33 protein-coding genes are annotated in these 24,331 nt (G+C 62.8%); all 33 read right to left on the bottom strand.

Annotated elements, in window-relative coordinates:
* Positions 1 to 185: 185 nt before the first annotated feature.
* The gene (locus tag ACKI1H_RS08095; protein ID WP_440468121.1) at positions 186 to 455 is read right to left on the bottom strand and encodes a hypothetical protein; all 270 of its coding nucleotides are present in this window, start codon (positions 453 to 455) and stop codon (positions 186 to 188) included.
* Complete coding sequence (locus ACKI1H_RS08090) at positions 452 to 901, bottom strand: hypothetical protein (RefSeq protein WP_440468120.1); 450 nt, start codon at positions 899 to 901, stop codon at positions 452 to 454. The genes ACKI1H_RS08095 and ACKI1H_RS08090 overlap by 4 nt, the downstream gene beginning before the upstream one ends.
* Complete coding sequence (locus ACKI1H_RS08085; RefSeq protein ID WP_440468119.1) at positions 859 to 1,374, bottom strand: hypothetical protein; 516 nt, start codon at positions 1,372 to 1,374, stop codon at positions 859 to 861. The genes ACKI1H_RS08090 and ACKI1H_RS08085 overlap by 43 nt, the downstream gene beginning before the upstream one ends.
* A gap of 54 nt (positions 1,375 to 1,428) precedes the next feature.
* Complete coding sequence (locus ACKI1H_RS08080) at positions 1,429 to 2,160, bottom strand: hypothetical protein (protein WP_440468118.1); 732 nt, start codon at positions 2,158 to 2,160, stop codon at positions 1,429 to 1,431.
* Positions 2,157 to 2,855, bottom strand: a complete 699-nt coding sequence (locus tag ACKI1H_RS08075; RefSeq protein ID WP_440468117.1) for a DUF2793 domain-containing protein — start codon at positions 2,853 to 2,855, stop codon at positions 2,157 to 2,159. Before ACKI1H_RS08075 ends, ACKI1H_RS08080 begins: the two co-directional genes overlap by 4 nt.
* The gene (locus ACKI1H_RS08070; RefSeq protein WP_440468116.1) at positions 2,855 to 5,986 is read right to left on the bottom strand and encodes a phage tail protein; all 3,132 of its coding nucleotides are present in this window, start codon (positions 5,984 to 5,986) and stop codon (positions 2,855 to 2,857) included. Before ACKI1H_RS08070 ends, ACKI1H_RS08075 begins: the two co-directional genes overlap by 1 nt.
* Entirely contained in the window at positions 5,983 to 6,414 is a 432-nt protein-coding gene (locus tag ACKI1H_RS08065; RefSeq protein WP_440468115.1) for an NlpC/P60 family protein, read from the bottom strand. Before ACKI1H_RS08065 ends, ACKI1H_RS08070 begins: the two co-directional genes overlap by 4 nt.
* Positions 6,411 to 7,298, bottom strand: coding sequence for a DUF2163 domain-containing protein (locus tag ACKI1H_RS08060; RefSeq protein ID WP_440468114.1), 888 nt, complete (start codon positions 7,296 to 7,298; stop codon positions 6,411 to 6,413). The genes ACKI1H_RS08065 and ACKI1H_RS08060 overlap by 4 nt, the downstream gene beginning before the upstream one ends.
* 40 nt (positions 7,299 to 7,338) lie before the next feature.
* Positions 7,339 to 8,214, bottom strand: coding sequence for a DUF2460 domain-containing protein (locus ACKI1H_RS08055; protein ID WP_440468113.1), 876 nt, complete (start codon positions 8,212 to 8,214; stop codon positions 7,339 to 7,341).
* A complete protein-coding gene (locus tag ACKI1H_RS08050; RefSeq protein ID WP_440468112.1) occupies positions 8,214 to 10,706 on the bottom strand; it encodes a phage tail tape measure protein in 2,493 nt (830 codons plus the stop codon). The genes ACKI1H_RS08055 and ACKI1H_RS08050 overlap by 1 nt, the downstream gene beginning before the upstream one ends.
* 55 nt (positions 10,707 to 10,761) lie before the next feature.
* A complete protein-coding gene (locus ACKI1H_RS08045; protein ID WP_440468111.1) occupies positions 10,762 to 11,061 on the bottom strand; it encodes a hypothetical protein in 300 nt (99 codons plus the stop codon).
* 50 nt (positions 11,062 to 11,111) lie between these two features.
* Positions 11,112 to 11,327, bottom strand: a complete 216-nt coding sequence (locus ACKI1H_RS08040) for a phage tail assembly protein T (RefSeq protein WP_440468110.1) — start codon at positions 11,325 to 11,327, stop codon at positions 11,112 to 11,114.
* A 68-nt stretch (positions 11,328 to 11,395) separates the two neighbouring features.
* Positions 11,396 to 11,797: a phage tail assembly chaperone family protein, TAC gene (locus ACKI1H_RS08035; RefSeq protein WP_440468109.1), complete on the bottom strand. Its 402-nt coding sequence runs from the start codon at positions 11,795 to 11,797 to the stop codon at positions 11,396 to 11,398.
* A gap of 3 nt (positions 11,798 to 11,800) precedes the next feature.
* Complete coding sequence (locus tag ACKI1H_RS08030; RefSeq protein ID WP_440468108.1) at positions 11,801 to 12,313, bottom strand: phage tail tube protein; 513 nt, start codon at positions 12,311 to 12,313, stop codon at positions 11,801 to 11,803.
* Between the two features lie 74 nt (positions 12,314 to 12,387).
* Positions 12,388 to 12,753, bottom strand: a complete 366-nt coding sequence (gene gp17 / locus ACKI1H_RS08025; RefSeq protein ID WP_440468107.1) for a tail completion protein gp17 — start codon at positions 12,751 to 12,753, stop codon at positions 12,388 to 12,390.
* Positions 12,753 to 13,250, bottom strand: coding sequence for an HK97-gp10 family putative phage morphogenesis protein (locus tag ACKI1H_RS08020; RefSeq protein WP_440468106.1), 498 nt, complete (start codon positions 13,248 to 13,250; stop codon positions 12,753 to 12,755). Before ACKI1H_RS08020 ends, gp17 begins: the two co-directional genes overlap by 1 nt.
* Positions 13,243 to 13,449: a hypothetical protein gene (locus ACKI1H_RS08015; protein WP_440468105.1), complete on the bottom strand. Its 207-nt coding sequence runs from the start codon at positions 13,447 to 13,449 to the stop codon at positions 13,243 to 13,245. Before ACKI1H_RS08015 ends, ACKI1H_RS08020 begins: the two co-directional genes overlap by 8 nt.
* Positions 13,442 to 14,059: a class I SAM-dependent methyltransferase gene (locus tag ACKI1H_RS08010; RefSeq protein WP_440468104.1), complete on the bottom strand. Its 618-nt coding sequence runs from the start codon at positions 14,057 to 14,059 to the stop codon at positions 13,442 to 13,444. The genes ACKI1H_RS08015 and ACKI1H_RS08010 overlap by 8 nt, the downstream gene beginning before the upstream one ends.
* A complete protein-coding gene (locus tag ACKI1H_RS08005; protein ID WP_440468837.1) occupies positions 14,007 to 14,849 on the bottom strand; it encodes a hypothetical protein in 843 nt (280 codons plus the stop codon). The genes ACKI1H_RS08010 and ACKI1H_RS08005 overlap by 53 nt, the downstream gene beginning before the upstream one ends.
* The gene (locus ACKI1H_RS08000; protein WP_440468103.1) at positions 14,849 to 15,205 is read right to left on the bottom strand and encodes a phage head closure protein; all 357 of its coding nucleotides are present in this window, start codon (positions 15,203 to 15,205) and stop codon (positions 14,849 to 14,851) included. The genes ACKI1H_RS08005 and ACKI1H_RS08000 overlap by 1 nt, the downstream gene beginning before the upstream one ends.
* 1 nt (position 15,206) lies before the next feature.
* Entirely contained in the window at positions 15,207 to 15,539 is a 333-nt protein-coding gene (locus tag ACKI1H_RS07995) for a head-tail connector protein (RefSeq protein ID WP_440468102.1), read from the bottom strand.
* On the bottom strand, positions 15,536 to 15,922 hold the full coding sequence (locus tag ACKI1H_RS07990) for a hypothetical protein (protein ID WP_440468101.1): 387 nt from the start codon (positions 15,920 to 15,922) through the stop codon (positions 15,536 to 15,538). Before ACKI1H_RS07990 ends, ACKI1H_RS07995 begins: the two co-directional genes overlap by 4 nt.
* Positions 15,923 to 15,975: 53 nt before the next feature.
* Positions 15,976 to 16,227, bottom strand: a complete 252-nt coding sequence (locus tag ACKI1H_RS07985) for a hypothetical protein (protein WP_440468100.1) — start codon at positions 16,225 to 16,227, stop codon at positions 15,976 to 15,978.
* A 44-nt stretch (positions 16,228 to 16,271) separates the two neighbouring features.
* Complete coding sequence (locus ACKI1H_RS07980) at positions 16,272 to 17,477, bottom strand: phage major capsid protein (protein ID WP_440468099.1); 1,206 nt, start codon at positions 17,475 to 17,477, stop codon at positions 16,272 to 16,274.
* Positions 17,478 to 17,483: 6 nt separating this feature from the next.
* Positions 17,484 to 18,338 carry a head maturation protease, ClpP-related gene (locus ACKI1H_RS07975; protein WP_440468098.1) on the bottom strand — a complete coding sequence of 285 codons (855 nt, stop codon included), beginning with the start codon at positions 18,336 to 18,338 and terminating at the stop codon, positions 17,484 to 17,486.
* A 15-nt stretch (positions 18,339 to 18,353) separates the two neighbouring features.
* Complete coding sequence (locus tag ACKI1H_RS07970; RefSeq protein ID WP_440468097.1) at positions 18,354 to 19,586, bottom strand: phage portal protein; 1,233 nt, start codon at positions 19,584 to 19,586, stop codon at positions 18,354 to 18,356.
* Positions 19,583 to 21,274 carry a terminase large subunit gene (locus tag ACKI1H_RS07965; protein WP_440468096.1) on the bottom strand — a complete coding sequence of 564 codons (1,692 nt, stop codon included), beginning with the start codon at positions 21,272 to 21,274 and terminating at the stop codon, positions 19,583 to 19,585. The genes ACKI1H_RS07970 and ACKI1H_RS07965 overlap by 4 nt, the downstream gene beginning before the upstream one ends.
* Positions 21,275 to 21,277: 3 nt before the next feature.
* Positions 21,278 to 21,769 carry a terminase small subunit gene (locus ACKI1H_RS07960; RefSeq protein ID WP_440468095.1) on the bottom strand — a complete coding sequence of 164 codons (492 nt, stop codon included), beginning with the start codon at positions 21,767 to 21,769 and terminating at the stop codon, positions 21,278 to 21,280.
* Between the two features lie 149 nt (positions 21,770 to 21,918).
* Positions 21,919 to 22,227, bottom strand: coding sequence for an HNH endonuclease (locus tag ACKI1H_RS07955; RefSeq protein ID WP_440468094.1), 309 nt, complete (start codon positions 22,225 to 22,227; stop codon positions 21,919 to 21,921).
* Positions 22,220 to 22,573 (bottom strand): hypothetical protein, encoded by a 354-nt coding sequence (locus ACKI1H_RS07950; protein WP_440468093.1) that lies wholly within the window; start codon positions 22,571 to 22,573, stop codon positions 22,220 to 22,222. Before ACKI1H_RS07950 ends, ACKI1H_RS07955 begins: the two co-directional genes overlap by 8 nt.
* Positions 22,574 to 22,633: 60 nt before the next feature.
* Positions 22,634 to 22,969, bottom strand: coding sequence for a phage holin, lambda family (locus ACKI1H_RS07945; RefSeq protein WP_440468092.1), 336 nt, complete (start codon positions 22,967 to 22,969; stop codon positions 22,634 to 22,636).
* Between the two features lie 503 nt (positions 22,970 to 23,472).
* Complete coding sequence (locus ACKI1H_RS07940) at positions 23,473 to 24,030, bottom strand: hypothetical protein (RefSeq protein WP_440468091.1); 558 nt, start codon at positions 24,028 to 24,030, stop codon at positions 23,473 to 23,475.
* On the bottom strand, positions 24,027 to 24,320 hold the full coding sequence (locus tag ACKI1H_RS07935) for a hypothetical protein (protein WP_440468090.1): 294 nt from the start codon (positions 24,318 to 24,320) through the stop codon (positions 24,027 to 24,029). The genes ACKI1H_RS07940 and ACKI1H_RS07935 overlap by 4 nt, the downstream gene beginning before the upstream one ends.
* Positions 24,321 to 24,331: the final 11 nt, after the last annotated feature.

Raw genomic sequence — 24,331 nt, 5'->3', positions numbered from 1 at the left:
GGAGAGGGCCCGGCGAAGACCGGGAAAAGAAATGTCAGGCGCGCCAGCGCCAACGGGCGAAAGCCTTGATCAGGGAGGTGATGATGCTGCGGAGGTGGATCACTGTAGCCGTCTCTCTTGCAATGACCGGAACAGTAGCCCACCACCTATGCGCGGCGCAATATCACTGTGTCGCGTAATTCCACCTACTGGCAGGCCTGCACTGCCGCCTCCAGCCGTGCCTCGTAGCCCTGCCGCTGCTTCCTCTCCGCGCGCAAGGCGCGCATCTGCTCATCGATCGCGGCGCCCAGCGGCAGCGAGTCGACTGCGAACGCCGGCCGCGCCACAGGCGTGGTCTTGCAGGGAACCGGCACCGGCACCTGGACTTCAACCACACGCGGCTCCGGCGCGGGCGCTGGCTGCTGGGATTGGCAGCCGGCCAGCGCTAGGGAAAGCCCGATCAACATCGCTTTCATCGCGCGCGCTCCTGTGCCAGTTCCTGGTCGAATGCCCGACGCGCCGCGCCGCAGGCCTCGGCGCCGACCGGGATTCGCTCGGCCAGGATGACTTGGGCGCTCTGCTGGGCGGCAATATCGCGGCCCTCCGCAGCCTGCTGGGCGACAAGCGCGCGCTCGGCGGACTGCGCAGCAGCAGCCTGCAGGCGCACCAGCGCCTGTTTCTGCGCATCGACGCCGGCTACCAGGCTATCCCGCGTCGTCACGCAACTGGCCACGGCGGCCGAGCTGTCGGCGATCTGCTTCTGGGCCGTTGCCAACTGCGGCCGGTAGTGCCCGGCGGCCAACCATGCACCCAGGCCGGCGCCGGCGGCGAGCAGCAGCAGAACCGTCAGCCCCACGGCGAGGAACTTCCAGCCGGCGGTCACTGGGCCACCGCCAGCGCCGCCGCGTAGTTCGTGGCCCACTTCTTCCGCAGTTCGGCGCGCTGGGCGGGAGTGCCGCGGTCGTAGGCGCCAGGTCGCCAGGTCCGGAGGTAGAGATCCCAGGCCGCCGATTCCTTGCCAAGCTCGGGCAGGCGGGCCGGATCGGTATAGAGCAGCAGGCGCGCCAGGCCAGCGGCCAGCACGTCGTCGCGCTCGATGGCGTTCCACACGTCCGGTGCTGCCGGCGCTACTCCGCGCACTGCGCACAGGCCTGTCGCCAGATCGCGAACGCTCTCGACGCGGTAGCGCAGCAGGCCGGTGACCATGCCGCCGCCCTGCTCTGCCTGCCAGAACGACTTCGCTGGGCCATTGCCCATCTGGCGGCGGTGCTCGAAGCGCGACTCCTGCAGCCCGATGGCCAGCAGCATGACCACCGCCTGTGGGCTTTCCATCTTGGCAGGCAGCAGCAACAGCGCCGGCTCGATGATCGAGCGGCGTACTTCTCGAAGGTCCATAGGGTCTCCAAGCAAGAAAAAGCCCGCGCTAGGCGGGCTCTGGTTGGTCGATGATCACAGGCTGTTCGGGAAGGCTGCCGTCGGTATCGGCCTCCCTCGCTCGCTGCGACCTACGCTGAATCTGACCTCATCCCAACGAACGACCGGCAAGCCGAGAACACCGCCGCTCTGGTAGCCGCCGAGAAGCGTGTTGCCGGAATAGTTCGCGACCGTGATGGCTGCCGCGTAACTGACGACTGCGACGGTGTCGATCTCAATGAAGGCGTTGTTGCTCGCGTCTCGACCGATCCTGATGAAGTACCTTGTCCCCGCGACCAGGGTTCCGCCGGCGATTGCTGCATCATCGGTGCGCAACCATGTGCCAGCACTTGCGCTACTCACCAGAAGGGCGAGCTTCCCATCTGATCGCAAATCGAGTCGCATCTGGGCATAAGTGCCCGTATTGGCGTTCCAGGACAACAGCGTCGCGAAGCTCGCCGGCAGCGAGACGACGGTGAGGAAGCCTTCGAAGGTGCACGCCTGGTTCGAGATATTGAAGGCAGCGTTATAGGCCGCAAGGGCATACCCTGCTGATCCAGAATTGAACTGAGCCGTCCCGAACTTCGGGTCGGTGGTGGTGAGTGCCGCTGTCCCGCCGGCGGACCAGGTCACGATCCCTTTCGAGTCGGTAAACGTGGTCGATCCGTTCGTCCCATCGAAGTGCAAAAGGGCGACACGGTTATCCCAGTACGGATCTCCTGCGGGCGCGCTGCCGCCCATCTGCCCCGCTACGATGCCGGGAATCATAGCGGCACCGTCTGGCCGATGATGTCCCAAACATCGCTGGCTACGCGTTTGAGTGTCACGGTCATGGCGCTGGAGAGCACCAGGGTGCCGCCCGATGGAGCATTGAGCGTAACGCCAGACCCTGGCGTCAGCGTAAGGGCAGCGCCGGTCACTCGTCGCACATGGATCTCTGTCACCGCCCCCCATGCCACAGAGGACTGCGGAGGGACCGTGACCGCGGTAGCTCCAGCGTTCGTGAAGCGGATGTAGGCCCCATTGTCCGCCAGGCCGAGCGTGCGCGCTGTGGTCGCGTCCGTGACCACGGCAGAACCTGTGGCTCCTCCCGCCCCTTCGCGTTGAATCCACCCCGGGACGCCGCCGGTGACAACGCACACATACTGGCGAGAGGCGCCAACCCCGTCCACTTCATCGAGCACCGAGGCTGTCCACCCTGCCTTCGGCACGATGAACTGCCATGCCCCGGCAGTCGACGACCACCAGGCAATCTGGCCGGCCTTGCTGGATGCCGTCCCCCAGTTGCCCGAAGCGACGATATAGGCGTCCTCATCGTTGGGCGATGAGGGCGCGGTGGTGCGGTCCTTATCCAGGATGCAGAGCTGCACCACCTGGTTCAGCGTGGCGAAGGTAAGGTTTGCCAGAGTCTGGTTCGCCGCGCCATTCGCCAGCCACTCGAGACCGAGCTTCGTGGATGCCATCAGAGAGTTACCTCAAGCGGATATCCGCGGCCGACTACGGCCGAGATTTGAAAGATGCGGAAGGTGATAGAGGACTGCGGCGAGCCGAAGTCGAGCGTCTGGTCATCGGCCAAATAAGACCAGGCCGGCGAGGTGGCATGGATCGTGCGTTTCACCGTCGACCCGGACATGACGTCGATCTCGTAGGCCTCGCTGGTCTCCCCCACCGGGGCCGCGATCCCGTTCGTCCACCAGGTGCTGCTCAGCCGGCTGCGGCGCGTGAAGGTGCCGGAGAAGTTGCTGGAGCTGTCGCGGCTGCCGCGGGCGTAAACCGGCGACAGGCACTCCAGATTCACTCCACGGTAGGTGAAGGCCTGATCGGTCGCGGTATCGATGGACTCGCCGGTCGTGACCGCACGGTAGGTACGCGCGGAGCCGATAGACTCCACCGGCATGCCGATGAAGATGTTGTCCGGGTCATCCAGCAAGATGAACCAGTCACCGCTCTGGTGAAGACCTGTCGCCCACTCGGTGCCGCGCTGCCCGCGAACGAAGTTGGACACCAGGTAGGTGCCGTCTGCCTGCAGCGCAGCATTCTGGAAGCGGACAATCTCCCAACGCCCATCCGCCCCATACGCCGCATAGTTCACGCCGGCCAGCATCTGGTCGCGCGTGACGCTTTCCAGCTCACCAGAGATTAAGCTGACGATGACGCTGCGCTGGTCGATGACCGTGCAGTTGCTCGCCGGCAGAGTCCCTGCCGCTCTGCCGAACGTGCCGCGACCATCGAACCCCTGTAGGTCGGACCAGGTCTGCCCACCATCCGGAGACTGGACCAGCACACCCCCGCTCCAGCCCTCGGTGTAACCGCTCATCGTGGCTACGAAACCCGGGGTGTTCTGAATCGTCTCGTCCACCACAGGAATGTCGAGAAGCAGAGCGACAGATGGGCCATCGAGCGGAATTTTTCCGCCAGGCCCAGGGCTTGGCGCACCGACGGCATTGCTGGAATACAGGGCAGCGTTGTTCTTCACGCCCTTGCATTCCAGGATTCCGTTCGGCTGAGTGGATACCTCGGTCAGCCGGATCGGGAAGACGCCAAACTTGGGTGCCAGCGTAATGACGTCGCCTGGCTCATGCGCCTGATAGATCGGAGGCAGAGAGAAGGCGAACGGTTGTTGCTCCTCCTCCCATGTCCGCTCGCAGTTCATCTCAGCAATCTGGGCGAGCTCGTCATCGCTCAGCACAAGGCCGAGGCTTATCGTTTTTGTGTTTACTGCGGCAGTGCTGATCCTGTCGAAGCTCTGACTAGCATCGGCATACTCACGAACGGCGCTCAGCCCCTTGGCGGTCACCCGCGCCGGCAGCTGCGTTTCCATCTCCCAGTCGTAAGGAAGCGCGTCGGAGATCTCATCACCATCCGTTGCCGCCAGATCACCCGCCGGGACGGTGACCAGGGAGGTCTGGCCCCGCGGAAGACCCTGCAGCTTGTAGCCGTGCATCCGCAGATCGAACGGGTAGGCCGTCCTGAGCGGTTCGATGGCGTCTCGCATCGAGCCGCCAAGCAGCTTGTAACCCTGGATAGGCTGGGTAAGGAGGGAGACATCGATATCAGCGGCGGTGATCAGCTCTGACCGGATGCACTGGTCGAACACCACATCAGCCAGCGTGACAACGCCGGGGCTGGCCGGCGCAGCCAAGTAGAACTGCCTATAGGGGCGCGAGCCCGCCTGAACAGCGTTCCAGATGATGATCACGCCACCAGAGGAAATGATGTTCGCCTGGCTGGTCGCATACCCTACCGGGATCGTCCAGATCAGCTGATAGGACGTAGGAGTGACTACATACAGGTTGGCGGTGAGGAGATAGATCACGCCATTTTCTACAGCGATCCTCGTATTCGATCCAAAGCCACCAATCGACGCCGAGTAGTCGAACTGCTCAAGCAGCACCAAGTCTTCATTGAAGACATAGATTTTCCGCGACACGGCAGAAACCGCGTAAATCTTCCCGGAGTCGTACGCGAGGCCGCCGATCCGCTCGATTGGGTCAGACGTCGCCTCGAGTTCGCCGGTCAGCACATAGGGCACAAGGCGATACTTGCGGAGCCTGCCATCGGTGGAGTTGCTGCCACCGAAGACAATAAAGTCACCATTCTTCACGAATCGAGCATCCGTCGCCCCATAGTCATAGGTCGAGATGCTGGTGAAGTTCTGGTAGGTGCTGCTCCAGTAGTGATACGTCCCGCTGACGCCGTTCACGAAAGAGTCTTCATCGGACTGGCCGATAGCGAATGGCTGGTTGCTGGATGCAGTGATAGTGGTCTGATAGAAGGACCGCCCTGCAATTACGCGGTAAACGTCGACCAGGCTCGTCTGGTATTCGTTATCCCAGCGCCCGATATAGGCCAGCGAGGACTCCCCGCTGAAGTAGGAAATCTGGCCGTTCCAGTCCGGGTTGTTCGCGCTCGGGTAGTTCGGGATGCGATCAGAGAGGATGCTGGTGACAGCCATATCGGAAGTCGACATGACCTCAACCTTGAACTGCGCGCCAGCAAGCGAGTTGCCGTAATCCTTGAGCGCGAAACGCTTGAACTTGATGTAAGCCAAGCCGCGATAGGCCGGAGTATTGCCAACGCCCTTGTCAGCCTCGATGTCCGGATCAGGCATCTGATCGTCGGTGCCGAGATATAGCTTCCAGTTCTTCGCCGCCTTATTGCTGGCAATGATCGTTTCCAAGTCATCGCTGCCGGCGTTGTAGATCAGCTTATCGCCGCACCACATGCGCCGGATGCCGGCGATTGGCCCCTCGCCCAGGCACAGGGCGAAAGTCGCGAAATACGAATAGGTGACAGTGGCCGCGCTGGAGCCGCCGCCCTTGCCGCCGCTCTTCTTCTTTTTGACGGTGTAGTCGAGCTTTCCGCCCTTCAGCCAGATGATGTTGCCGGCCGTGCCGATCATGCCGTAGAAGCGCGGGATCGGGTTGCCGTAGGCACTTTCCTGGACGGTGGGGATGGTCGGCGACGGGGTATCAGGCTCTGGGAAAATCTTCCGGTAGAGGCTGTCGATGATCTTCGGGCCGCCGCCCAACATAATGTTGTTGAACTTGAAAATGCTGCTGTCGGTACCAAAAATCTGCGCGCTGAGACTCATACATCGACACCCTTGAAGCGATAAGCCATGAGGAGGCGATGGCGCCAGGTAGAGTCGAGCCGATGGTGGCAGACGTACCCGGCCTCCTCACTGGAATGGATGATGTAGGGATGGCCATCGATGAAGCCGGCATGGATGGCAATGTGCTGCGGCGCCCGACTGATGCGCATCGCAAGCACGTCCCCCGCCTGAGCCTCGTTAAGGCTGATCTTTTCCAGCCCCGGCTGACGGTCGAGCTCGCGCTCGAGCGTTCCGTCATAGGGCTGGCGCGCATAGCCTTCCGTGTCGATGTGCTCGATGCCGAGCTCGCTGCAGATGTGGATATAGAGCCCCACGCAGTCGAGCACCAGGCCTGGAACGCGCCCCTGGTGACGGAACGGCGTGCGCTGCTGTGCCATGGCCAAGGCGACGATTTCGGATCGCTTCATGAGCCACGCCCCACCTGGGTGTATTCGGATGCCGTCGGCACATCTGGCTGCGAGCCGATGTTCTTCACGTTGTTGAACTTGACTCGGCAATCCTCCTGCCTGCGCTTACGGCAGCCGGGAATCATCACGTAGGTGTCGCCTACCTGAGGCATGTAGAACATGCCGCCGTGGAGGTAGAACTGGCCGCCGGCAGTGCTCAGCTTGATCCGGAGGGCCCTTAGGCCAGCGTTGGCTCCGGTCAGGAAAAGCACTTCGCCAGCAGTGAACCAGTCGTCCTCCTCGGTACGGCTGGTGTCCTGGAACTGGTACTGGCTGGTCACCGAAGTGATCGAGCCATAGACCTTGAATGCCTCGATGTTCGGGCCATCTGGCGACGAGCGCGGGCCAATGCACTTGCTCCGCGTAGACGCGATGAGCTCCTGGCCCAGGTGCTGATCGAAGAGCACATAGGGGCACTGCGGGGTGTAGGAGCGGTTGTTCTGCTGGCTGAGCACGTCGCCAAGCGACATCACCTCGGTGGAGTACGTCGTATCACCGATCGAGGTCTTGCCGAGGAAGGCGACCGCCCCCGGCTCCTCGTCCTCCACAGGCGCATTCCATGTGGTCGAGAAGGCCCAGATGCGCGCGCTGTCGAAAACCCCGCTGCCGATCTGGTCGCGACTGATGCCGTGGTCGAGAATCCCGGTCAGATCGAAACTGCCGGGCGCCATGCTTGCCTGGTCGTCATACCCGGTGAACTCATAGCCGGTATCGGACCGATAGACCTGCCCATTGGTCATGATCAGGTCGACAGGGCTTTCAGTGATCCGAACCGTGGTCCCGTCGCGCGCCACAATGCGGGCGCAACGAATCTTCGTCGACCAGTTGGCAACGTGAGGCTTCATGATGATTCCAGTCAGAAGGCCCGGCAGGAGCCGGCGGTTATCAGGGGTTGAGGATTTCCTCGAGGCTCAGGCCGGATGCCTGGCCGACGTCCATGCCGAGCGCCTGGACGTTGAACTTGGAACTGAAGACCACCGGGTAATCGAACATGCAGCCAGCCGTGAGGATGTCAGCCCCCTTGTTTAATGGCTGCGTCTGCACCACGCCGCCGGAGGTGTAGTCGCCAAATGAACTTGAGTTGATCGGCAGCGTGATGGTCGTGGAAGTTCGTGAGGAGATCACGGCCCGCATCCCATTGAGCTGCGTAGTTCCGGATATCTGGTCCAACGCCACAGACTCGCCGGCGGAAAAGGTGTTGCTCACGGTGATCACCGTGTTGGCGCCCTTCGTGATCCCGGTGATGGCGCCTGCCTTATTCGCGGCCAGGGTGATCCTGCCAGTGGTGTAGTCGATGGCATGGCCGTTCGGGTAGTCCCGCTCGGCCACGGCGATCAGTACCTCGCCGGCGACGGGCTTGAAGATCGTTCTGCGGGGGCGGCCAATGCTGGGCAGCGCCGGCTTGTCCCGGCCGTACTCCTTCACCAACTGGTAGACCCCGGGGCTGACGACATCGAGAACGCAGTCCCTTGCGGTGTAGGCTGACTTTCCATCCAGCGCCGTGGTGTAGTCGTCCCAAGCCTGCACGCGGAAGCCCGCGTAGCCACCCCATGTCCGGTAGTAGAGGCTCGCCACCTCCAGAGCCAGCGCCTCGTCATCCTTGATGTACTCTATGTCAAAGGTGCGCCATGGCTTCCCGTTCTTTAGGGCAGCATACCGCGCGCCGCTGGCAGTGCGAGTCACCTCCAGGAAGAACCCGTCTTCAGTCTCAGCGCCGAGACGAATGCAAGGGTCCAGGCGCTCTTCGATGAACTCACCCATCACTCAAACCTCGGTGCGCCATTGACGATCCTGTTGATCCGGCGAGCGGCCTTGGCATTTGCCTCGTTCTGGCTCTTGGAATCGGTGGTTGTCTGGTAGAAGTTGATGTCCCGAATACCGCCACCGCGGCCGGAGTTCTTCGCCATGTCGGCGCGCACGCGGTCCAGCGTGCTGTCCAGCTTCGCGCTGGTCTCTGCTGTGGTTACGCGCTCGCCCTTCTGCAGGTACCAGGTGCCATCCGCCGGGATCTGGTCGATGCCGTCGTGGGCCATACCAGCCAGCGCCGTTGCGCCGACAGCTGCAGCCAACGGCTCAGCGACAGCGAGGGCAGCGGCCATCGCGCCAGGGGCAGCAACAGGGCCCACGATCGGAATGGCAGCAGTAGAGGCGAATGCAGCAAGGCCAGCCTGCAGCGCAGTTGCCTGAGCGTTCGCAGCCATCGTCGCTGCCGCCGTCGCCTGCGTGGTACGCCCATAGATCAGCTGGACGGCCTGGGCCACCAGCCACTGCGCAGCCATATCAGCGATCGCCCGCACAATCGTCTGGCCGATGGTGGTGGCCAGATTGCCCAGCGCGTCACCGAGCGACTCGGTGTTGGTGAAGACGTCGTAAATGCTGTCGCTGAGCGCGCTGGTGGCGCCGCCAAGGATGTCGGTCACAGCATCAGCGGCGACCTGGTAGTGGTTCTCGGCGCTGTCGACGTAGTTCTGGAAGGCCTCATCGACACCGGCCATCCAATCCGCCTGGACCTCGTCCACCCGATCGTAATAGTCCTCCTGAATCTTCAGCCGCTCGTTCAGCGCCTGCTGGAGGATCGCGGTTTCCTTGTCGTACAGCTCCTTGCTGATGTCGCCGGAGTTCAACTGCGTGGTCAGGTCCGAGAGCTTCTCATTGAAGCGCTGGCGGATTTCCAGAAGGCCTTGCAGACGGGCGCGGTACTTGTCGCCGGCACCAGCACCGGCCAGCTCCAGGTCGAAGCCGGCCGCGGCGGTCGAGTTCTCCTGCCCCAGCGAGGAGCGGTATGCAGCCGCCTTCGCAGCATCCTCGTTCGCCTGCTTGATCTTCTGCAGGCGATCGAGCTCGGCGGCCAGGCCGTTGAGGCGCTCCTGCTGCTGGGCGTTGATGCCCTTCAGCTTGCCCGACTCGATCTCGAACTGGAGCTTGGCGACCTCGGTGGCGTCCTTGCGCTTGTCCACCTCGGTATTGATCAGGGCGATCTGACGCTCGTAGCCGGTCTCGGCATCATCGAAGCGCTTCTGCAGGGCCTTGGCGGCCTGCTCGGCGGCCTTCGCGGCTGCCTGTTCTTCCTTGGTAACTGCGGTGAACGTCCCAGGCTTGTTGCCTTCCGCGCGCAACTTGGCCAGCAAATCTCCCAGTTGAGAGATGCGTCCACTCGTTCCGCCGGTACCCGCCTTGTCGATGGTGTCGAGGAAATCCCCGTACTTCTGGGCGGTAGCGTCGAGATCCTCACCAACTCCGGCAGCTGTCTGCTGGATGTTCTGACGGTTTTTGTAAAGCAGGTGCGCTAAGCCGACGGGCCCAGCTGCAAAATCCGTCCAGTCAGCATCCTTGAACCCAGCTGCCGCAGTAGCAGCAGCGCCGCCAATAGCTTTCCCCATCAGGTCGAAGGCGCCAACCGCTCCCACCGCCGCCTTTGCCATCCACTTGATGGTTTCCACTACGAACTCGCCGACAGCGACAGTTGCACTGCCTTCCTTGGAGACATCGAAGAGCCCGTCAGCAAAGTCGGCAAGCACTGGCAACAGTTGCCCGGTTAGCTGATTCTTCAGCCCTGCAGCGCTCTGCTCAATAAGCCAGGTGGCGGCCTGCAGTTCATTGGCCGACTTGATGGTCTTCTCATCCATGATCGCGCCGGCCATTTCAGCGGCGTCACCGAGGGCAGTGAACCCCTCGGAGTTATTCCGGAGCAGAGGCAGAAGAGCGGTGGCGTCACTGGCGATCGCCTCCATGTAGAAGGTCATGTCGGCTTGGCTGACGTTGGCCTTCTCCAGGCTGCTGACATACAAGCCCAGGGCCTGCGGCCCAGACAGGTTCCGGAAATCCTCAGCGGTGACACCAACCTTCGGCGCGATCTGCGTGAAGAAGTCTGCCAGCGCACCGCCGCCGGTGTTGAGGAAGTCACCGACCTTGTCGTTCACGTCCTTGAAAATATCAGCGAGCTTGTCTTGCTCTACGCCAACCAACTTTGCCCCGGCGGCGTACTTCTGAAACTCGGTGGTTCCGGCGTTGGCCACGCTAGCAAGGTTGGTGATTTCCCCAGCAGATCTGACGGCGCCAACGGTCATGGCGGTAAGGGCTGTCGTTCCGGTGGCGATTGCGCCTCCGATAGCAACGCCGACCGCCTTGGCGGACTTCTCGACAGACTTGCGCCACTTCTCCGCGCTGCGCTCGGAGGCATCCATGCCGGACACGAAGCCACCAACCTTGGCGATGACATCGAGGGTAAGGGTGCCGAGGCTGCGTGCTGGCATGAAAAACTCCGGGCAATAAAAAACCCGCCGAAGCGGGTTTTGAAGGAAAGGACAGTTACTTCAATTTTGAGCAGTGCAGGTACATTTCATTGCCGAACTCGACTATGTCGCGCTCCTTAGATTTCTCGGAATAGCGACGATCTCGTTCATAAGCGGTGAGCACCATCTGCCTTATGAGCTCGCTCGAATCGCCTGGCCGCTTATCGAGCTGAGCCATGATCGAGTCGATCGGAACTCCGTTCTGACGATCCTTCATGACCTCGCGCGCGGTGCTTGCGACCTTGTCGCAAAGCTCATTGGCCTGCGCGGCGCCGGAAACGAACAAGGCGCCCACCAGGAGAGCCATATAGCGCATGCTTCATCCTCCATGTGATAGGAGGCCTGAAACCTACCATAGGCCGACAGTCAGTCCCAATTCTCCATGGCAGCCACCAGCGAGATCGGTTTGTCATCAGCCTCGAATGGCTGGAAGTCGGCGATCTTGAACCCGCCATTCTTGGTGTGGGTGTTCGCATACATGCTGGCCAGCAGGGCGAAGCCGCGATCAATGCGGCGCCCTGGGTGGAGGCCTCCCCGTTTTTTGCGGAAGGCCACCCACTGCGAGAACTCCTGCAGGCTCATGCGCTCCTGCGCCTCGGCGATTGTCCTGCCACCCACACCATTCAGCACGAGCTCGTGCCAGACCTCGTCTAGCTCTCCGAGGCTTGGCTCTTTCCCGGGGCGTTGACTTCCTGAATGGCCACCAGCAGCGCCACGGTGAGGTTCCCATCGAGGGCGCCAAGGCGCTTGGTCGATTCTGGGTCCTCAGCCAGGGCCTCCTGGTCGAGCGGGCCGTGGGTAATGTCCAGCACCGAGAAGATCGGATTGCCATCCTGGTCGCAAATGCTGGCCGCAATCCGCCCGGCGACGCCATCGACCTTGCCGGTATGGGCCAGGACGTCGGAGACAGCGGTGCGGTAACCCAGCGGACGGACGAAGACCGTGGCCTTGAACTCTTCCGCAGAGTCCTTCTGCTTCCAGGTGATTTCCTTCTCGACCGGGGCGCCAGTGAAGGCGCCCATTTTCGTGAGACTGGAGAGGCTGAGCTGCATGGTTTAGACCTTCCGAATCCAGTAGCCGCGACCGGAGCGCTGGACGGTGAAGTTGGTGGCCACCACCGCATTGCTCTGGAAGTCGAACGGGAAATCCGATACGTAACCGCGGAAGCGGTACCAGGTACGGTCGTCTGGCAGGTTGAAACCGCCATCGCTGGCGACGGTCGGCAGGGAAGTCGGCTCGCCGCTCGCGTCGAGCGGGCCATCAGACCAGCCGATGACCATGTCCATCTCAACCTGATCGAACTCGGGGTCTTCAGCGAACTGCCAGAATCGATAATGGCTATCGTTCTGCGGATCGGCGTTCAAGGTTCCAGTGGCCTGACCTGGATTGCGCAGGCCCTTTTTGAAGGTACGCGAGCGAGCCTTCAGGCAGGTGTCATCGATCTGGTCGGACGGGTTGCCGCCAGGGTTGAAGGCGGTGATGCAATCGATCTCCAGCACGCCGGGGCCGTTGCTGTCGAGGTTCGGATCGAGCACGAAGTACTGCGTTCCTTGGGCCAAGATGGACATGGGGTTCTCCTGTCGCGGGTTTCTTGAGGCACAAAAAAACCCGCTGAATGCGGGTCGTTACTGAGGTCGGCGGGCTAGCGGTTCACCCACCAGTCAACGTCGAAGCTGATTCGATACAGGCCAGTTGGCTCGTCCTTTTCTTCACCGCCCCAGCGGGTGATCGTGGCGCGCAGTTCTATCGCGTCACGAATAGCTGCCGCGACCGCGCGAGCCTGGGCAGCGGTTTCCGCGAAGGCGTCCACCTGCAGGCTGAAAGAGTCGATGTCGGGGCGGTGGGCAAGGAAGTTCTCTGGCGCGCCCCCGTAGGTCTGCCAGGTCGCATAGGGACGCGGCGGCTTGTCGGGCGCCTCAGCGAACAGGTAAAGCCTGGTGGGCTTCGAGCCGAGCAAGGCGACCACGCCGGCAGCCTGCGAGCAGACCTTGAAAATAGGTGCGTACATCAGCTGCTCCTGGCTGCCTTCTTCTGGGCGCGCTTGATGGCGCGGTCGATGGCTTTCTCGTACTCGCTGACGAAGGTGTTGGTCACCTCGGCGATGTTGTCGGCCAGCGCACTGCGCATGAACGGTGAGGCCTTCATCTTCGAGGTCCCAAACTCCCAAAGGCGCCAGTGCGGAGTCGGCGCGTTCTTCTGCTTGTCGACGCTGTCGCCCTTGGCCGGCAAAACAGCCCCATGGAGCACGCCAATGCGGAAGCCAAGGTCTCCGGATTTCTTGAATAGCCGACCATTCCAGCGCAGGGCGATATTGTCGGAGATGCTCCGACCGGTGCCTGGATCGTCGATCCTCTCGGCGCCGGCCTTCGCGGCATTCAGCGCCACCATGGCTGCCTTGCGCAGAGCGGCGCGGCCACCCTTGCGGCGAATGTCGAAGCTCAGACCATCCAGCTTGCCCAGCAGGGACTCCAAGCCAGTGATGCTGAACTCCGCGCCATCAGCCACGAGCGACAACCTCTACCGTGCCGCGCAGGCGGCGGGCGTAGATGATGTCCTTGCGCTTGGCAACTCGCACCGGCGCCGGGCAGAACCACACCACGCCGCCGCGCGCATCAGCCCACACGACGTTGTCGATTCGATTGCCATTCACGAACACGTCGCGCTGGCCTCTGCCATCGTTCGGGGTGTGGATGTGATCAGCCATGGAACCTCCGGAACGCGAAGCTGGTGATGCCCTCCCGGCCGATGTCTGACTCTTCCTGGTTGATCTCGACACAGCCGAAGCCGAGGCGCGCGAACCAGCTGATAAGGCCGTTCTGAGTCCAGTACCAGAGGTGCTCACCTGGCTTAAAGTGCTTGCTCGCCAGACAGTCGGCCTGGTCGTGGTAGATCGGCATCGAGACGAACACCCAGTCGACCACCTGGGCCAGCAACTCTTCAGGGTTCGGGATGTGCTCGAGGCTGTCCCAGCAGGTGATCGCCGGGATCTTGCTGCTGTAGGGGTCCAGGAAATTGCCGTGCTCCTTGAGCCAGCGCACCGCGTCGGCGTTCACGTCGAAGCCGAAGGCCCCAGACGCCTCGAGGAAGCGCCCGCCGCCGATGCCGATGTCGACCAGGTCGCCGACGTGGTGGCGGCGCACCATGCGCACGCGGGCCTTGGTCAAGGCATCCCCCATCGGGGTCGCATCCATCGCCTGGTACTTCTCGAAGTAGGGGCCGGAGTAGTCCATCGGCTTGCGCGGGTGGTACCCCATGCCCAGCTCATCCGACCACAGCAGGCAGTCGGTCAGCCCAGGCGGCAAGGCGTGCGTCATAGTCCGAGATCCTCTTGTCGCAGTTGTGTTCTTTCTGGGTGCAGCGACAGAACTTGTCGGGCACCACGAATTGGATTCGCGAGGTGTCCATCACCTTGGAGGTGATGAGCTCCGGCGCGTTGTAGCCGCCTTGGCCACCACAGATGATCAGGGCCGGAACCTTGGCCGCGATCGCAGCCGGCAGGAGCCAGCCGATTCCGCCGATCACTGCTGCAGCTCCCTGGACGAGGGCCAGCAGCTGGTCGATCGGCAGCTCGCCGCGGTGGAACTGCAGGTCGGCGGTGGGCAGCGGGTCGAGCGCCCATTCCCGGCCTTCGACCAGGTCGGCGACCGAGACCACCTTGAAGCCGCGCCGGCGCATCTCATCCGCAGCCTGGGCGATGTACTCGGGCAGCGGGTTGCGGGTGTCAGCGCGCCACTCGGAGCGGACCGTTGCCGGCCGGATCACCACGTAGCGGCCTTCGACCGGCGATGGCCCGAAATCTGGCAGGTCCATCTCTCCGGGTGTTCGAGCGAAGCTGCGCATCATTCCCGGGAAGATGCCCTCCCGGCCGTACCCAACCTGAACGACAGTGCCGCGAGGGCGGCGCTGCCAGGTGCCTTTCGGCTGCCTGCAGATGTTCTTCATCTGCGTGCGAAGCCTGGTCACCGGCAGGATCAGGTTGATGTCGGGAATATCCTGGTAGAGCTCGGGCCAGGGAGTCTCCAGCCACACGCCGCGCGGTAGCTGCTTGATGAATGCCCGCTGGTAGATGTTGTCGCCCAGCCCCTTCATGCCGTTGATGATCATCATCGACCGTCGGTGACTCCTGTCGCGCAGCGCAGGCGCCACTCCTTGCGCCCCGTGGCATCCATGTCGGCGCCGGTTATGGTGAATTGCTCGCCCTGCCAGATGACTCGCCAGGACATGTCCAGACCCGGGAACCAACGCAGGTTGATCCGGGCGTCTGTCTCGTTCTGCTTGGTGTTCGCCGCCATGAACTCCCGGCCGGCGCCGGTGAGCACCTCGGCCGGTACGTCCACCAGCGGCGTGCCGTCGGACAGCGAGGCATCCACCCAGATCAGCAGCACGTCACCCGACTCCGAGTCCTGCTGCTGCTCCTGCGCCTGGAAGGTGATCCGGTGCCGCAATCGATTGGTCAGCACCTCACACCCCCAGGCCGATGCGATAGGGCATCAGCTTGACCTCGGCCAGATCGCGCAGCTTCTTCGCCTCATCGACCGTTGCCTCGTAGTCGGCCTTTACCAGCGCGACCACCGCGGTGAAGACGCTGGGCGCCACCGGGTCCTCGCTGGAGGGGACGTCCTCGCTGCTCGGCGTGCAGGGGTTGTCCAGCGGCAGGGTCGGCAGCTGCGTGCGACCGCAGAAGCGCACAGCCTCATCCTCGGCGCTGTCGATCAGCTGCTGGATCAGGTCGTCGTCGGCGCTGTGGATAACGCGCAGGGCCTGCTTCACGTCCTGAAGGTTGATGACGCTCACGAGAGAACCTCTTCAAGGATGCGCCGGGGGAAGGCCTCCAGGGCCGTCTCGCGACTGCAGTTGATGACTTCGAGCCCGGCGAGATGCGCAGCCAGCTGGCGAAACTGGGCTGGCCACTTGTCGAGGCTGCCGGCATTGCCCAGGGCGGCCGGGTGGTCGCCGTGCCAGTGAGCGCGCCCACCGGTTTTCTGGCAGTCGTAACCCAGCAGGATGATCCGCCGCGCGCCCCAGAAGGCCGCGAGCGAGGCCGCACCGGCGCCGCTGTTCTGGAACTGCTGGAACCGCACCGTCTTCACGCCCTTGAAGGTCAAAGGCGCGCAGCGCTCACCGTCGAAGGCGCCGGCGGCTTCATCGCCGTGGACCTGCCACCAGGCCGCGTCCATCGCATACAGGACGTCAGCCCAGGGGCAGAGCCGGAAAGTGGTGTTGGTGACGATTACTCCGCGGCCGGCTTCTTCTTCGCGCCACGCCCGGACTGTTTCGCAGTCGTCTGCGGTGAGACTGGGGCCACTTGCGATGCAGACGACTTCTCGCCAGCGGCTGGATCGGGGTCCACCTGGTTCTCGTCGTAGGTGACGAGCCGATTGCGCTTCAGCGCCAGTGCCTGCTGCGGACTGACGTCGAACTCTTCGCCGCGCCGGCGACGACCGCCGTGGTCAAAACCTGTGGTTGCTGTTACCAGGACCATGGTCACTCCTCAGGAGAGGGCGGGGCCGAAGCCCCGCCAGTGGATCAGGACGCCGGCAGGCCGTCGAAGTCGCCCTTCACGAAGGCTTCCGGACGGAACACCGACAGGCCCACGCGCTCCTCGCAGAGGATGGTGACCATGTTCTTCACGAGGTTGTCGCGGTCCTCGGTGGAGACGGTGACGCTGACGTCCTCGCGGTCCCAGCCCTCGGCGCCCTGCTGGAAGGAGCCAGTCAGGAAGTCGCCGATGTCCATGGACTGGGAGGCAACAACAGGACGTCCCCACAGGCCCGGGACGGCCAGGCCGGTCGGGGTTGCGAAGACGTAGTTGTTGTTCTTGTCCTTGGTCAGCTCGATCGCTGCCCAGTCCACCGGGCTCAGCACGATGCCGTCGGCTTCGTACTCGGCCAGAGTGACCTGCAGCAGAGCGAGGCGCAGGCGGTCGATTGCGGTCTCGGCCTGCACGACCACGCCCGGGTTCGCGTAAACGCTAGCCTGGGTGTAGATGCCGTTCAGGTTGAGGCCGACGCCGGAGCCTTTGAGCAGCTGCAGCTCTTCCTTGAGCTTGAGGCCGTAGCGCAGGCGGCCATCGATGTAGCTGGCCAGCATGGGGGCGTCCGACAGCACCTGGCGGGAAGCGCGCACCCAGTGGGCGATGGTCGCCACCGGATCGGTGTCCAGCTCGAAGGTGATATCCGATTCCGGCTTCGGGTTCTGCGGATTCTCCGAGACCGGAGCCGCGTTGTTGGTAAAGCCAGTCTCGCGCACGTACTCGATGGAGTTCGAGGTGGTGCGGCCCCAGGCCAGCAGGTCGCGCACGAACAGGCGCTGCTGGGTCGGCAGGATCATGCCAACGCGCTGCGGCTGGATCAGGTCGCCGGCCGAGGTGGGCAGGCTGGTGATGGCAGCCTTCACCGGAACGGTGAAGCTCCCCTTCGCACCGCCGGCTGCGCGGGCGGCCCAGGCATCGTAGCCTTCGGCGGCGACGAAGGTTTCACCCATGCTCTCCGGAGTGGCGATCCGGCCACCACCTTTCTCCAGCTTGGCCATGAGCTGCTCGGCAGCATGCAGCCGGGCCTGAAGCTCGCCTTGGGAAACCAGGAGCTTATCGACGCTGGCCTTGGTGTCTTCGGACAGCTTGGAGTGCGCCTTCAGTTCCTTCTCGGACTGCTCGGCGTAGGTGCGCAGGTCGTCACCGACCTTTTTCAGGTCCGCCTGGACCTGCTTGTACTCTTGTTCAAGTTGGCTCATTTGGCCTTACCTCTTGATGAAGTTTTCGAGGGAGATGGTGGAGCTGATGGCGGAGGCTGCGCCGTCGCCAAGGTTGGTGGCGTCACGCTCACCATCGCCGGCCGAGTCGCTCAGGCTGGCTTTGAAATCGGAGATCAATCGCATGGCCTCGGACCGAGGCATTCCGGAAGCGCGAAGCGCGTTCTCGATGCGGCGCACGGTCTGTGCAGATGGCTTCTCGTTGCCGCCAGCGACCTCGTCGGAGTCGAGCAGCGAGTCAGCGAAGCCCTGCTCGACCGCCTTGCTGCCGCCGATCCAGGTCTCGCCGTCCATCATCGTGGCGACAGTCTTGGCATCCAGGCCGGTGCGAGCCACATAGACGTCAGCCATCGCCGCGTCGAAGGGCTCCAGGTAATCCGCAAATTCCCGGAAGTCGTGCCGGTTTCCGGCGGCCAAGGTCCAGGCGTTGTGAATCATCAGGAAGCCCGCACGAGCCACCTGCACCTCGTCTCCTGCCATCGCGATGATGGAGGCGGCCGAGGCGGCCATGCCGAGCACCTTGATGGTCACGTTCCCGGGGTGCTCGCGGAGCAGGTTGTAGATAGCCAGCCCCTCGAACATGTCGCCGCCGGGGCTGTTGATATTCACCACTACGTCGCCGTCGCCGATCGCGCGGAGTGCGCCGGCAATGCGCTTGGCGGTAACACCCTCGCCGGTCCAGTAGTCCTGGCCGATGATGTCGAAGATGCTGATGCTGTTGTCTTTTTCGGAGGCCGCCTGCACTGCCGGGTTCCAGCGCTCCATGGCGCGGGCCGACAGGTCAAAACGCAGGCCAGCCGCCGGCGCGCCCACGCGCGCGGCGGGCAGTGCTTTTCTGGACATGGTGGTTCCTCTGGATCAGTTGCCGGCGGGGGCCTTGCCCAGCTGGTCGAGGGGGATCAGTGCGGTCTGCACTGTGAGCACGTCGGCATTGCCACCCATCAGCGGCAGGTTGTCCTTTGCTCGGCCTTCATCTCGCGTCATCAGGCCGTTGTTCACCATGCTTGCCAGGTACTCGGCGCGCCCTTTGCTGTCGGCGCGGAGAAGGCCTTCCACGGAAAACTCCGCGTAGGTCGTCATCTGGTCGGCCAGGGAGAGCAGGTCCTTGTTGATGGCCTGCTCGATGCGGGTCAGCCACGGCCTCAAGGTAAAGGTCAGGAAGCCGATCATCTGCTGCTCGATGCCGGTCCCCCAGGAGCTGGATTTTTCCGACTGTCCTACCATGAATGGCGGTACCCGGAACCAGCGGCAGATTTCCTCAACGCTGAACGCGCGGGACTCCAGAAGCTGGGCGTCCTTGGGGTTGATGCCGATGGTTTTGGCATCCATTCCGCCCTCAAGCAGGGGCGACTTGCCGGCGTTGATCGCCCCACTGACTTCGGCAAGGCTCTCCCGAAACTCGGTGCGCTGCTCCTTGTTGAGGACGCGCTGCATGGTGAAGGCAACGGTCGGCGCCAAGCCCTTCTCGAAGGTGCTATTGGCGGCGTTACCCGCAGCCAGGGCTGATCCGAAGACTTGCGAGCCGTACTCGATCGCGGACAGCCCCCAGTCACCGTCGATGGTAAAGCCTGGGATGCGGAAGATGTTCTTCGCGGGGATCTCGCGCTGCGTCCCGTCCTTCTCGGTGTACCGGTACTTCCTGTTGCCGTTGGCGTCCCGCGTGATGGAAAGCCGGCCAGGCGCCAGGAAGTCCATCGACACCATCCGCTTGCCGATGTAGTTCTTCTCCGCGAACCCGTTACCACGGAGCAACATGGAGACGATCATCGCCTCCCAGAACACCACCGCGGTGGAGTCAGGGTTGGGGCGGGAGTGAATGACGCTGTAGAGCGGGTGGTCCGTCAACGCGATCCGCCCGCGGGCCGTCTTCTCATAGAGCCCGAGCGGCAGTGTCGAGATGGTCTCGGCAATCAGGCGAGCACAGGCCCACACAGCCGACAGCTTGAGGACCGAGCACTCATTGACCGCCTGGCCAGCTACGTTGGTGCCGAACTGGCTCCAGAAGGCTTCATCCGTCAGGCCGACCGGTACACCCAGCCAGCCCAGCACGGCAGCCTTGATCCGGCTCGGCTTCTTCGTCTTGGGCTTCATACGATGATCGGTGCCTTCAGGAAGTCGTTGAAATCTCCCTCATCACAAGCTGAGGGGTTGAGAGCCATGAGCGTTGCCGCGTCGAAGGTGGCCATCAGTGGGTCAATCTTGGCGGTGCCGCTGACCTGCTTGTTGATGGCGAGAGCGTTGCCGACCTGGACGGTCCGCGCGTTGCCGACGCACCAGGCCATCAGCGGCTGCCCGCCGTGCACGAGCTCGCCGCCGGCGACCTTCCGCTCGGTGGTCTTGATCGATCCGGTGAGCTTCCAGCCCTGACCGATTCCCACGATGTGTTCCATCGTGAAGCCGCGCTCCTCGGTGGTGAGCTCATCGACAATGTCGCCAATGCCGGCTTGGTCAACGCCGATAGCCTTCTGCTCTGGCATCAGCCCAGCGTCTTTCACCTGGCAGAGAATGTCCGCAAGCTCTCTCACGTCATCGCCAGGCAAGGCGACGATGGTCAGATCGCCATCCTTCTGGAAGTCCAGGAGCTTGGTGGCGATGTCCTTGCGGCGCTCGAGCACGATCTCGTGTGCCCAGGCGTGCGCCCAGTGCAGCCATCGGCGGGTCTGGTGTTCGCGCCCGAGCAAGGTCAGGCCTAGGAGGTCATCGAGGCCGCCACCGTCGATGCCAGCCACCACCACCTCGGAGCGGCGCAGCAGCTCCTGGAATGAGAGAGTTCTATCGGCCCGCTTCTCCCAGTGCTCTGCACCTGCCCAGCTATTCGACATCAGCGCCAGGCCGACCTCGATGTTCAGGAACTTGGCCAGGAAGCCGCGAATTTCAGATTCACCATCGATTTCGGCCTGGCTGAACAGGCGCTCGAGCGTAGGCCTGTCTACCGAGAACCCCATGTTCGGGTTCACCAGGTGGAAGTTTTCCGGGCGCCTGGCCTCGCCGCTCTGAATCATTTCCTGCGGGAACTCGTAGATGACCGGCAGGAACTTGTTGTCCTTAATGCTGCCGTCTCTCACGCCGCGCGCGTAACTCAGCTTCGACTTGAAGACGCCAGCGGGGGGCTCATTCGACTGAGTCGTCAGGTAGATGGTGAAGCCTTCGGGGCGCGACAGCAGACCACCGGTAGCCTCTCTGATCATGTCCGACGCCTTCGGGTTCTTACCGAATAGCCACGCCTCATCGATCAGAACGCCAACCGCTTTCTTGCCGCCGACCACGTCGCTGTCCGCCGCAACCACTTTCAGCGTTGCGCCTGTCTCCAGGTGGCGAATCTCACGCATCGGGCGTTGCACGTGAAGAAGAGCGGATAGCTCCTCGTTGTGCTTCACCATTGCCGCTGCAGGCTTGAAGCTGTTGTCCGCAATCTCCTTCGTGGGCGCGAGGATGATGAACTCAGCCTCAAGCCGCCAATTGCGGATCAGCGCAGTCAGCATGATCGCTGCGGCGATGGTCGACTTCGAGTTCTTCTTCGGGATGCAAAGGAAGTACTCGGTGATCAGCCGCTGACCGGTCTCGCTGTTGTAGCTGCCGAAGATCGCCCCAGCGAACTCGAGCACCCAGGGGGCGCACGCAGCCTCGATGGTGGGGCTTCCGGGGGCATCAACAATCTTGAGGGAGCGGAAAACCTCCAGCCCCTCCTCAGCCTCCTGCGGAAAAAGCGGAGGCGGGATGATTGATTCGCCCACGCTCAGGCGCTGCCACCATCCGGGGCAGGCAGTTGTCCAGAGCATGGGTTACCTCACAACTTTGAGCGGCGGCGGCTTGCCTTGGCTGTATTTACCTTTGCCGACTTCCTTCGCGGCTTCCTGCTTCGCTTCCTTCTTGCCCTGCTCGCCACGCTTTCCATGCACATAGGGCATGGCCGTCTGTGCGGCATTCCTACGGTCAAAGATTTTTGCGCGCGGCTCATTCATCAGAGCCAGCAACCATTCGAGCGGGTCCTGGGTATCTGGGAGGCAGGTGAGGAATTCTCCGTCTGCCTCAGGCAAGTCATCGACGTCATCATCTGGCTGGTTCCCGGCCTTCGCCGAGCGAGACCTGCGATTAACATTCAGCTCAGCTTTTCGCTCCTCGATCGCTGCGATGATCTTCGGATCATTGCCCCAGCGGGAGCCGGACACAGAAGCGCTAGAACCCACACAGCCAGCGGCCTCGGCGGCTTCCTTGTTGGAAGCTCCACGGGCCTTTGCGTCGACAAACTTCCGTTGCTTGTCTGTTAACGCCATTAACAAAAACCTCAAGGGGGGAGAAAATGTGCACGTGAGAGGGGGCGAGGTTTCCCGTGCAACGACTTTTCAGACTTTTGACCCACCCCTCCCCCTCGTCGGCGATTTTTCGCCCCAAGACGGTGCAAATATTGGGGGACTGACGTGCCTCAGGCTGAGGCCTCATCGGTCCGGGTCTTGCGGTCGTGGCAGCTGCCCGGCCCACAGCAGAGGATCTGGCAGTTCTCCTCCGTGTCCTCGCCGCCCTGGTAGAGCGGGATCTTGTGGTCCAGCTCGAAGCCACTGGGGTAAGCCACCATCACGCCGCACTCGGCGCACTGAGGCGAAGCCAGCCACAGCCGATAGCGGCGCTTCTGCAGCCTGCTGCCAGTCATGCGTCGTTCGCTGGTGTTGGCTGTTGCCTTCAGCTTCGAGCCGACCTGCTGCAGCCTTGGCTTGAGGGTCTGAACCTTAGGCATGGTCAGCGGGGCCTCGGCGCAAACCGATGGGCCGACCCGCCAAATCTCGCGGGATGATTGGATCTGGCTCTCCATCCCCGCCGTCCTCTTCTGCCATGGCAGTGATCAGCGCGGTGAGTAACTGATTGGTCTTGCGTTGCTCGGCAACCAGATCACTCAGCAGCGGGCGCAGGTCGCTTTCGACGTGCGCATCGCTGCCTCCGCATACAAGGATGTGCCGCATCCCGAGACGCTGGGCAATCTGCTCAACCTCTCGTTCGGCCATCTCTGCCGCTTGCTTGCTCAGCACCTGTGGGATCTTGACCACGAGGATCGGACTTTCTTTTTCGCAGGGTTGCTCGCTCATACATCATCCTCAGGTTTGCCAGGATGTAGGCCCTGGTCTCCTCGCAGCGCTTGCAGGCCATCACTCACCTGCCTTGCTGGCGGGAATCTTGAAGTTGGCGTACCGGTCAGCCAGCGCCCTGACCTTCTCGACGCCAAGGAAGCCGACCCACCCACCAACGAAGGTGGATAGCGACTGAGGAAGGCCGAAGAACTCCAGGCCGCTGATCAGGGTGAGCGTGAGCCCGCCGCATAGCGCGCCTTCCAGCAGCGCCTGCCGCTGGGTGCCACCGCCATAGATGATCCGGACGGCAGCCATCAGGAACGAGAGACCAGTGGCGTACAGCACGGGCGCGTGTTGGCTCAGCCAGGCGAGCACAAGCGCCCAGGTCTCCGGTTTGTCGGGCATGTTGGCCATCTCGTTATCCCCTCACCGGGGCTCAAATGAAAAAGCCCAGCTTGATGGCTGGGCTTTGAAATTGGCGCAGGGGCCGGTGCTGATCTCCGGCATGCTAGACGGCGGCAGCGTTTCAGCCTCACCCGGGGGGTGTTTGCCCCGTTGGTGTACCGTTTTCGCGTCCATTCTCCACATAGCGCATCAGCCTGCGCATTCACCTGCATTGAGCGCGTGTCTTTCCACGCTGTCCGAACAGGCCGCACCGGGAGTATCGAGGATGTCGATACGCCTGCTCTGCCGGTGTTTTTCCGTATCACCGCGCTTCCGGCTCACGGTGTCCAGGCCTGCCCCTTTCGGGGTCCGCCCTGGCCGCGGCAACAATCTGCGAGCAATAAAAAACCCGGCACGGTGGCCGGGTCCAGAAACGGAAAAGCCCGACACAGTGGCCGGGCTTTTTGGGGCTGGTCTGTGCGGCGCGCACGGATCAGCAGATGTGGGCAATTTCGCTCATTCGCTCACAAGAGTCAAGCGACTTCGACCAATCTCTCCCGCTCCAGGATCTCGGTGACACGAACGATCGCTTGCTCCTCGATGGCGTTCAGCGCCTTCCAGATATCTCGGCGCCAACGGCTGCGAGTCGAGTCAGGCCGCGCCTCGGTGTCCCACTGATTGATGTCGTACCACTTCTCCGACAGCACCAGGACATCGGTGGAGCGCTTGCCATCTTTCCCCTTCAGCTTCGGGATGCACCAACTGGTCACCGCGTAGGTCAAGAAGACGCGCGGCGCTGGGCTGGTGACCCTCGGCACCATCCGGCCGACAGCGTTGAGGCGGCGGCCATTGTGGGTCGAGTAGCGCGCATACAAGACGTCCCACTCCGACTGGCTCAGCTCGCGATGCAATAGCGCGTGGAGCATGCAGTCGAACTCGAACTGGTCCTGTGCAGAGAGCAGCGCGCGGTACCCGCCATCCACCTTCCGATCGATGAGCTTCTGCCAGCTCTGCTTCGCCGTGTTGTCGATCACGTCGGCGGCCAGGACGCGAACGATCGCTGGCAACACATCTCGATAGATTCCCGTCATGCGGCCCCCTTGGGCGGTTGCGGCTGATCACAGCCAAACAGGTCGCGCATGAGGGCCTCCACGCCCTTGCCGCCTTTGATGTTGCCCTGGGCGATCCAGGCCTGGGCGTACTCGGTGAAACCCTGCTCGGCGCGGCTGCTGTGCCAGTCCACCACCAGGTGCATCAGGCAGGTGAGCGCGCCGACGCCGGCCAGGCGATCCAGGGCGAACTCCTTGGCCGCCGTCTTGAGCAGCACGCGCTCCACCGGCTGCAGGTTCTTCCGAGGGAAAAGCGAAGTCACTTGGCTCATTGGTTCCTCCA

It is taken from the genome of Pseudomonas sp. YH-1 (assembly GCF_051990045.1).
Classification (GTDB): domain Bacteria; phylum Pseudomonadota; class Gammaproteobacteria; order Pseudomonadales; family Pseudomonadaceae; genus Pseudomonas; species Pseudomonas nicosulfuronedens.
Note: the sequence above shows the minus strand (reverse complement) of the source record. Positions and strands in the feature narration are given on the sequence as shown.

Coding starts and splice junctions, on each gene's coding strand:
- ACKI1H_RS08095 (WP_440468121.1), bottom strand. CDS start 455: ATGAAAGCGATGTTGATCGGGCTTTCCCTAGCGCTGGCCGGCTGCCAA.
- ACKI1H_RS08085 (WP_440468119.1), bottom strand. CDS start 1,374: ATGGACCTTCGAGAAGTACGCCGCTCGATCATCGAGCCGGCGCTGTTG.
- ACKI1H_RS08080 (WP_440468118.1), bottom strand. CDS start 2,160: ATGATTCCCGGCATCGTAGCGGGGCAGATGGGCGGCAGCGCGCCCGCA.
- ACKI1H_RS08075 (WP_440468117.1), bottom strand. CDS start 2,855: ATGGCATCCACGAAGCTCGGTCTCGAGTGGCTGGCGAATGGCGCGGCG.
- ACKI1H_RS08070 (WP_440468116.1), bottom strand. CDS start 5,986: ATGAGTCTCAGCGCGCAGATTTTTGGTACCGACAGCAGCATTTTCAAG.
- ACKI1H_RS08065 (WP_440468115.1), bottom strand. CDS start 6,414: ATGAAGCGATCCGAAATCGTCGCCTTGGCCATGGCACAGCAGCGCACG.
- ACKI1H_RS08060 (WP_440468114.1), bottom strand. CDS start 7,298: ATGAAGCCTCACGTTGCCAACTGGTCGACGAAGATTCGTTGCGCCCGC.
- ACKI1H_RS08055 (WP_440468113.1), bottom strand. CDS start 8,214: ATGGGTGAGTTCATCGAAGAGCGCCTGGACCCTTGCATTCGTCTCGGC.
- ACKI1H_RS08050 (WP_440468112.1), bottom strand. CDS start 10,706: ATGCCAGCACGCAGCCTCGGCACCCTTACCCTCGATGTCATCGCCAAG.
- ACKI1H_RS08045 (WP_440468111.1), bottom strand. CDS start 11,061: ATGCGCTATATGGCTCTCCTGGTGGGCGCCTTGTTCGTTTCCGGCGCC.
- ACKI1H_RS08040 (WP_440468110.1), bottom strand. CDS start 11,327: ATGAGCCTGCAGGAGTTCTCGCAGTGGGTGGCCTTCCGCAAAAAACGG.
- ACKI1H_RS08035 (WP_440468109.1), bottom strand. CDS start 11,797: ATGCAGCTCAGCCTCTCCAGTCTCACGAAAATGGGCGCCTTCACTGGC.
- ACKI1H_RS08030 (WP_440468108.1), bottom strand. CDS start 12,313: ATGTCCATCTTGGCCCAAGGAACGCAGTACTTCGTGCTCGATCCGAAC.
- gp17 (WP_440468107.1), bottom strand. CDS start 12,753: ATGTACGCACCTATTTTCAAGGTCTGCTCGCAGGCTGCCGGCGTGGTC.
- ACKI1H_RS08015 (WP_440468105.1), bottom strand. CDS start 13,449: ATGGCTGATCACATCCACACCCCGAACGATGGCAGAGGCCAGCGCGAC.
- ACKI1H_RS08010 (WP_440468104.1), bottom strand. CDS start 14,059: ATGACGCACGCCTTGCCGCCTGGGCTGACCGACTGCCTGCTGTGGTCG.
- ACKI1H_RS08005 (WP_440468837.1), bottom strand. CDS start 14,849: ATGATCATCAACGGCATGAAGGGGCTGGGCGACAACATCTACCAGCGG.
- ACKI1H_RS07990 (WP_440468101.1), bottom strand. CDS start 15,922: ATGGACGCGGCCTGGTGGCAGGTCCACGGCGATGAAGCCGCCGGCGCC.
- ACKI1H_RS07985 (WP_440468100.1), bottom strand. CDS start 16,227: ATGGTCCTGGTAACAGCAACCACAGGTTTTGACCACGGCGGTCGTCGC.
- ACKI1H_RS07980 (WP_440468099.1), bottom strand. CDS start 17,477: ATGAGCCAACTTGAACAAGAGTACAAGCAGGTCCAGGCGGACCTGAAA.
- ACKI1H_RS07975 (WP_440468098.1), bottom strand. CDS start 18,338: ATGTCCAGAAAAGCACTGCCCGCCGCGCGCGTGGGCGCGCCGGCGGCT.
- ACKI1H_RS07970 (WP_440468097.1), bottom strand. CDS start 19,586: ATGAAGCCCAAGACGAAGAAGCCGAGCCGGATCAAGGCTGCCGTGCTG.
- ACKI1H_RS07965 (WP_440468096.1), bottom strand. CDS start 21,274: ATGCTCTGGACAACTGCCTGCCCCGGATGGTGGCAGCGCCTGAGCGTG.
- ACKI1H_RS07960 (WP_440468095.1), bottom strand. CDS start 21,769: ATGGCGTTAACAGACAAGCAACGGAAGTTTGTCGACGCAAAGGCCCGT.
- ACKI1H_RS07955 (WP_440468094.1), bottom strand. CDS start 22,227: ATGCCTAAGGTTCAGACCCTCAAGCCAAGGCTGCAGCAGGTCGGCTCG.
- ACKI1H_RS07950 (WP_440468093.1), bottom strand. CDS start 22,573: ATGAGCGAGCAACCCTGCGAAAAAGAAAGTCCGATCCTCGTGGTCAAG.
- ACKI1H_RS07945 (WP_440468092.1), bottom strand. CDS start 22,969: ATGGCCAACATGCCCGACAAACCGGAGACCTGGGCGCTTGTGCTCGCC.
- ACKI1H_RS07940 (WP_440468091.1), bottom strand. CDS start 24,030: ATGACGGGAATCTATCGAGATGTGTTGCCAGCGATCGTTCGCGTCCTG.
- ACKI1H_RS07935 (WP_440468090.1), bottom strand. CDS start 24,320: ATGAGCCAAGTGACTTCGCTTTTCCCTCGGAAGAACCTGCAGCCGGTG.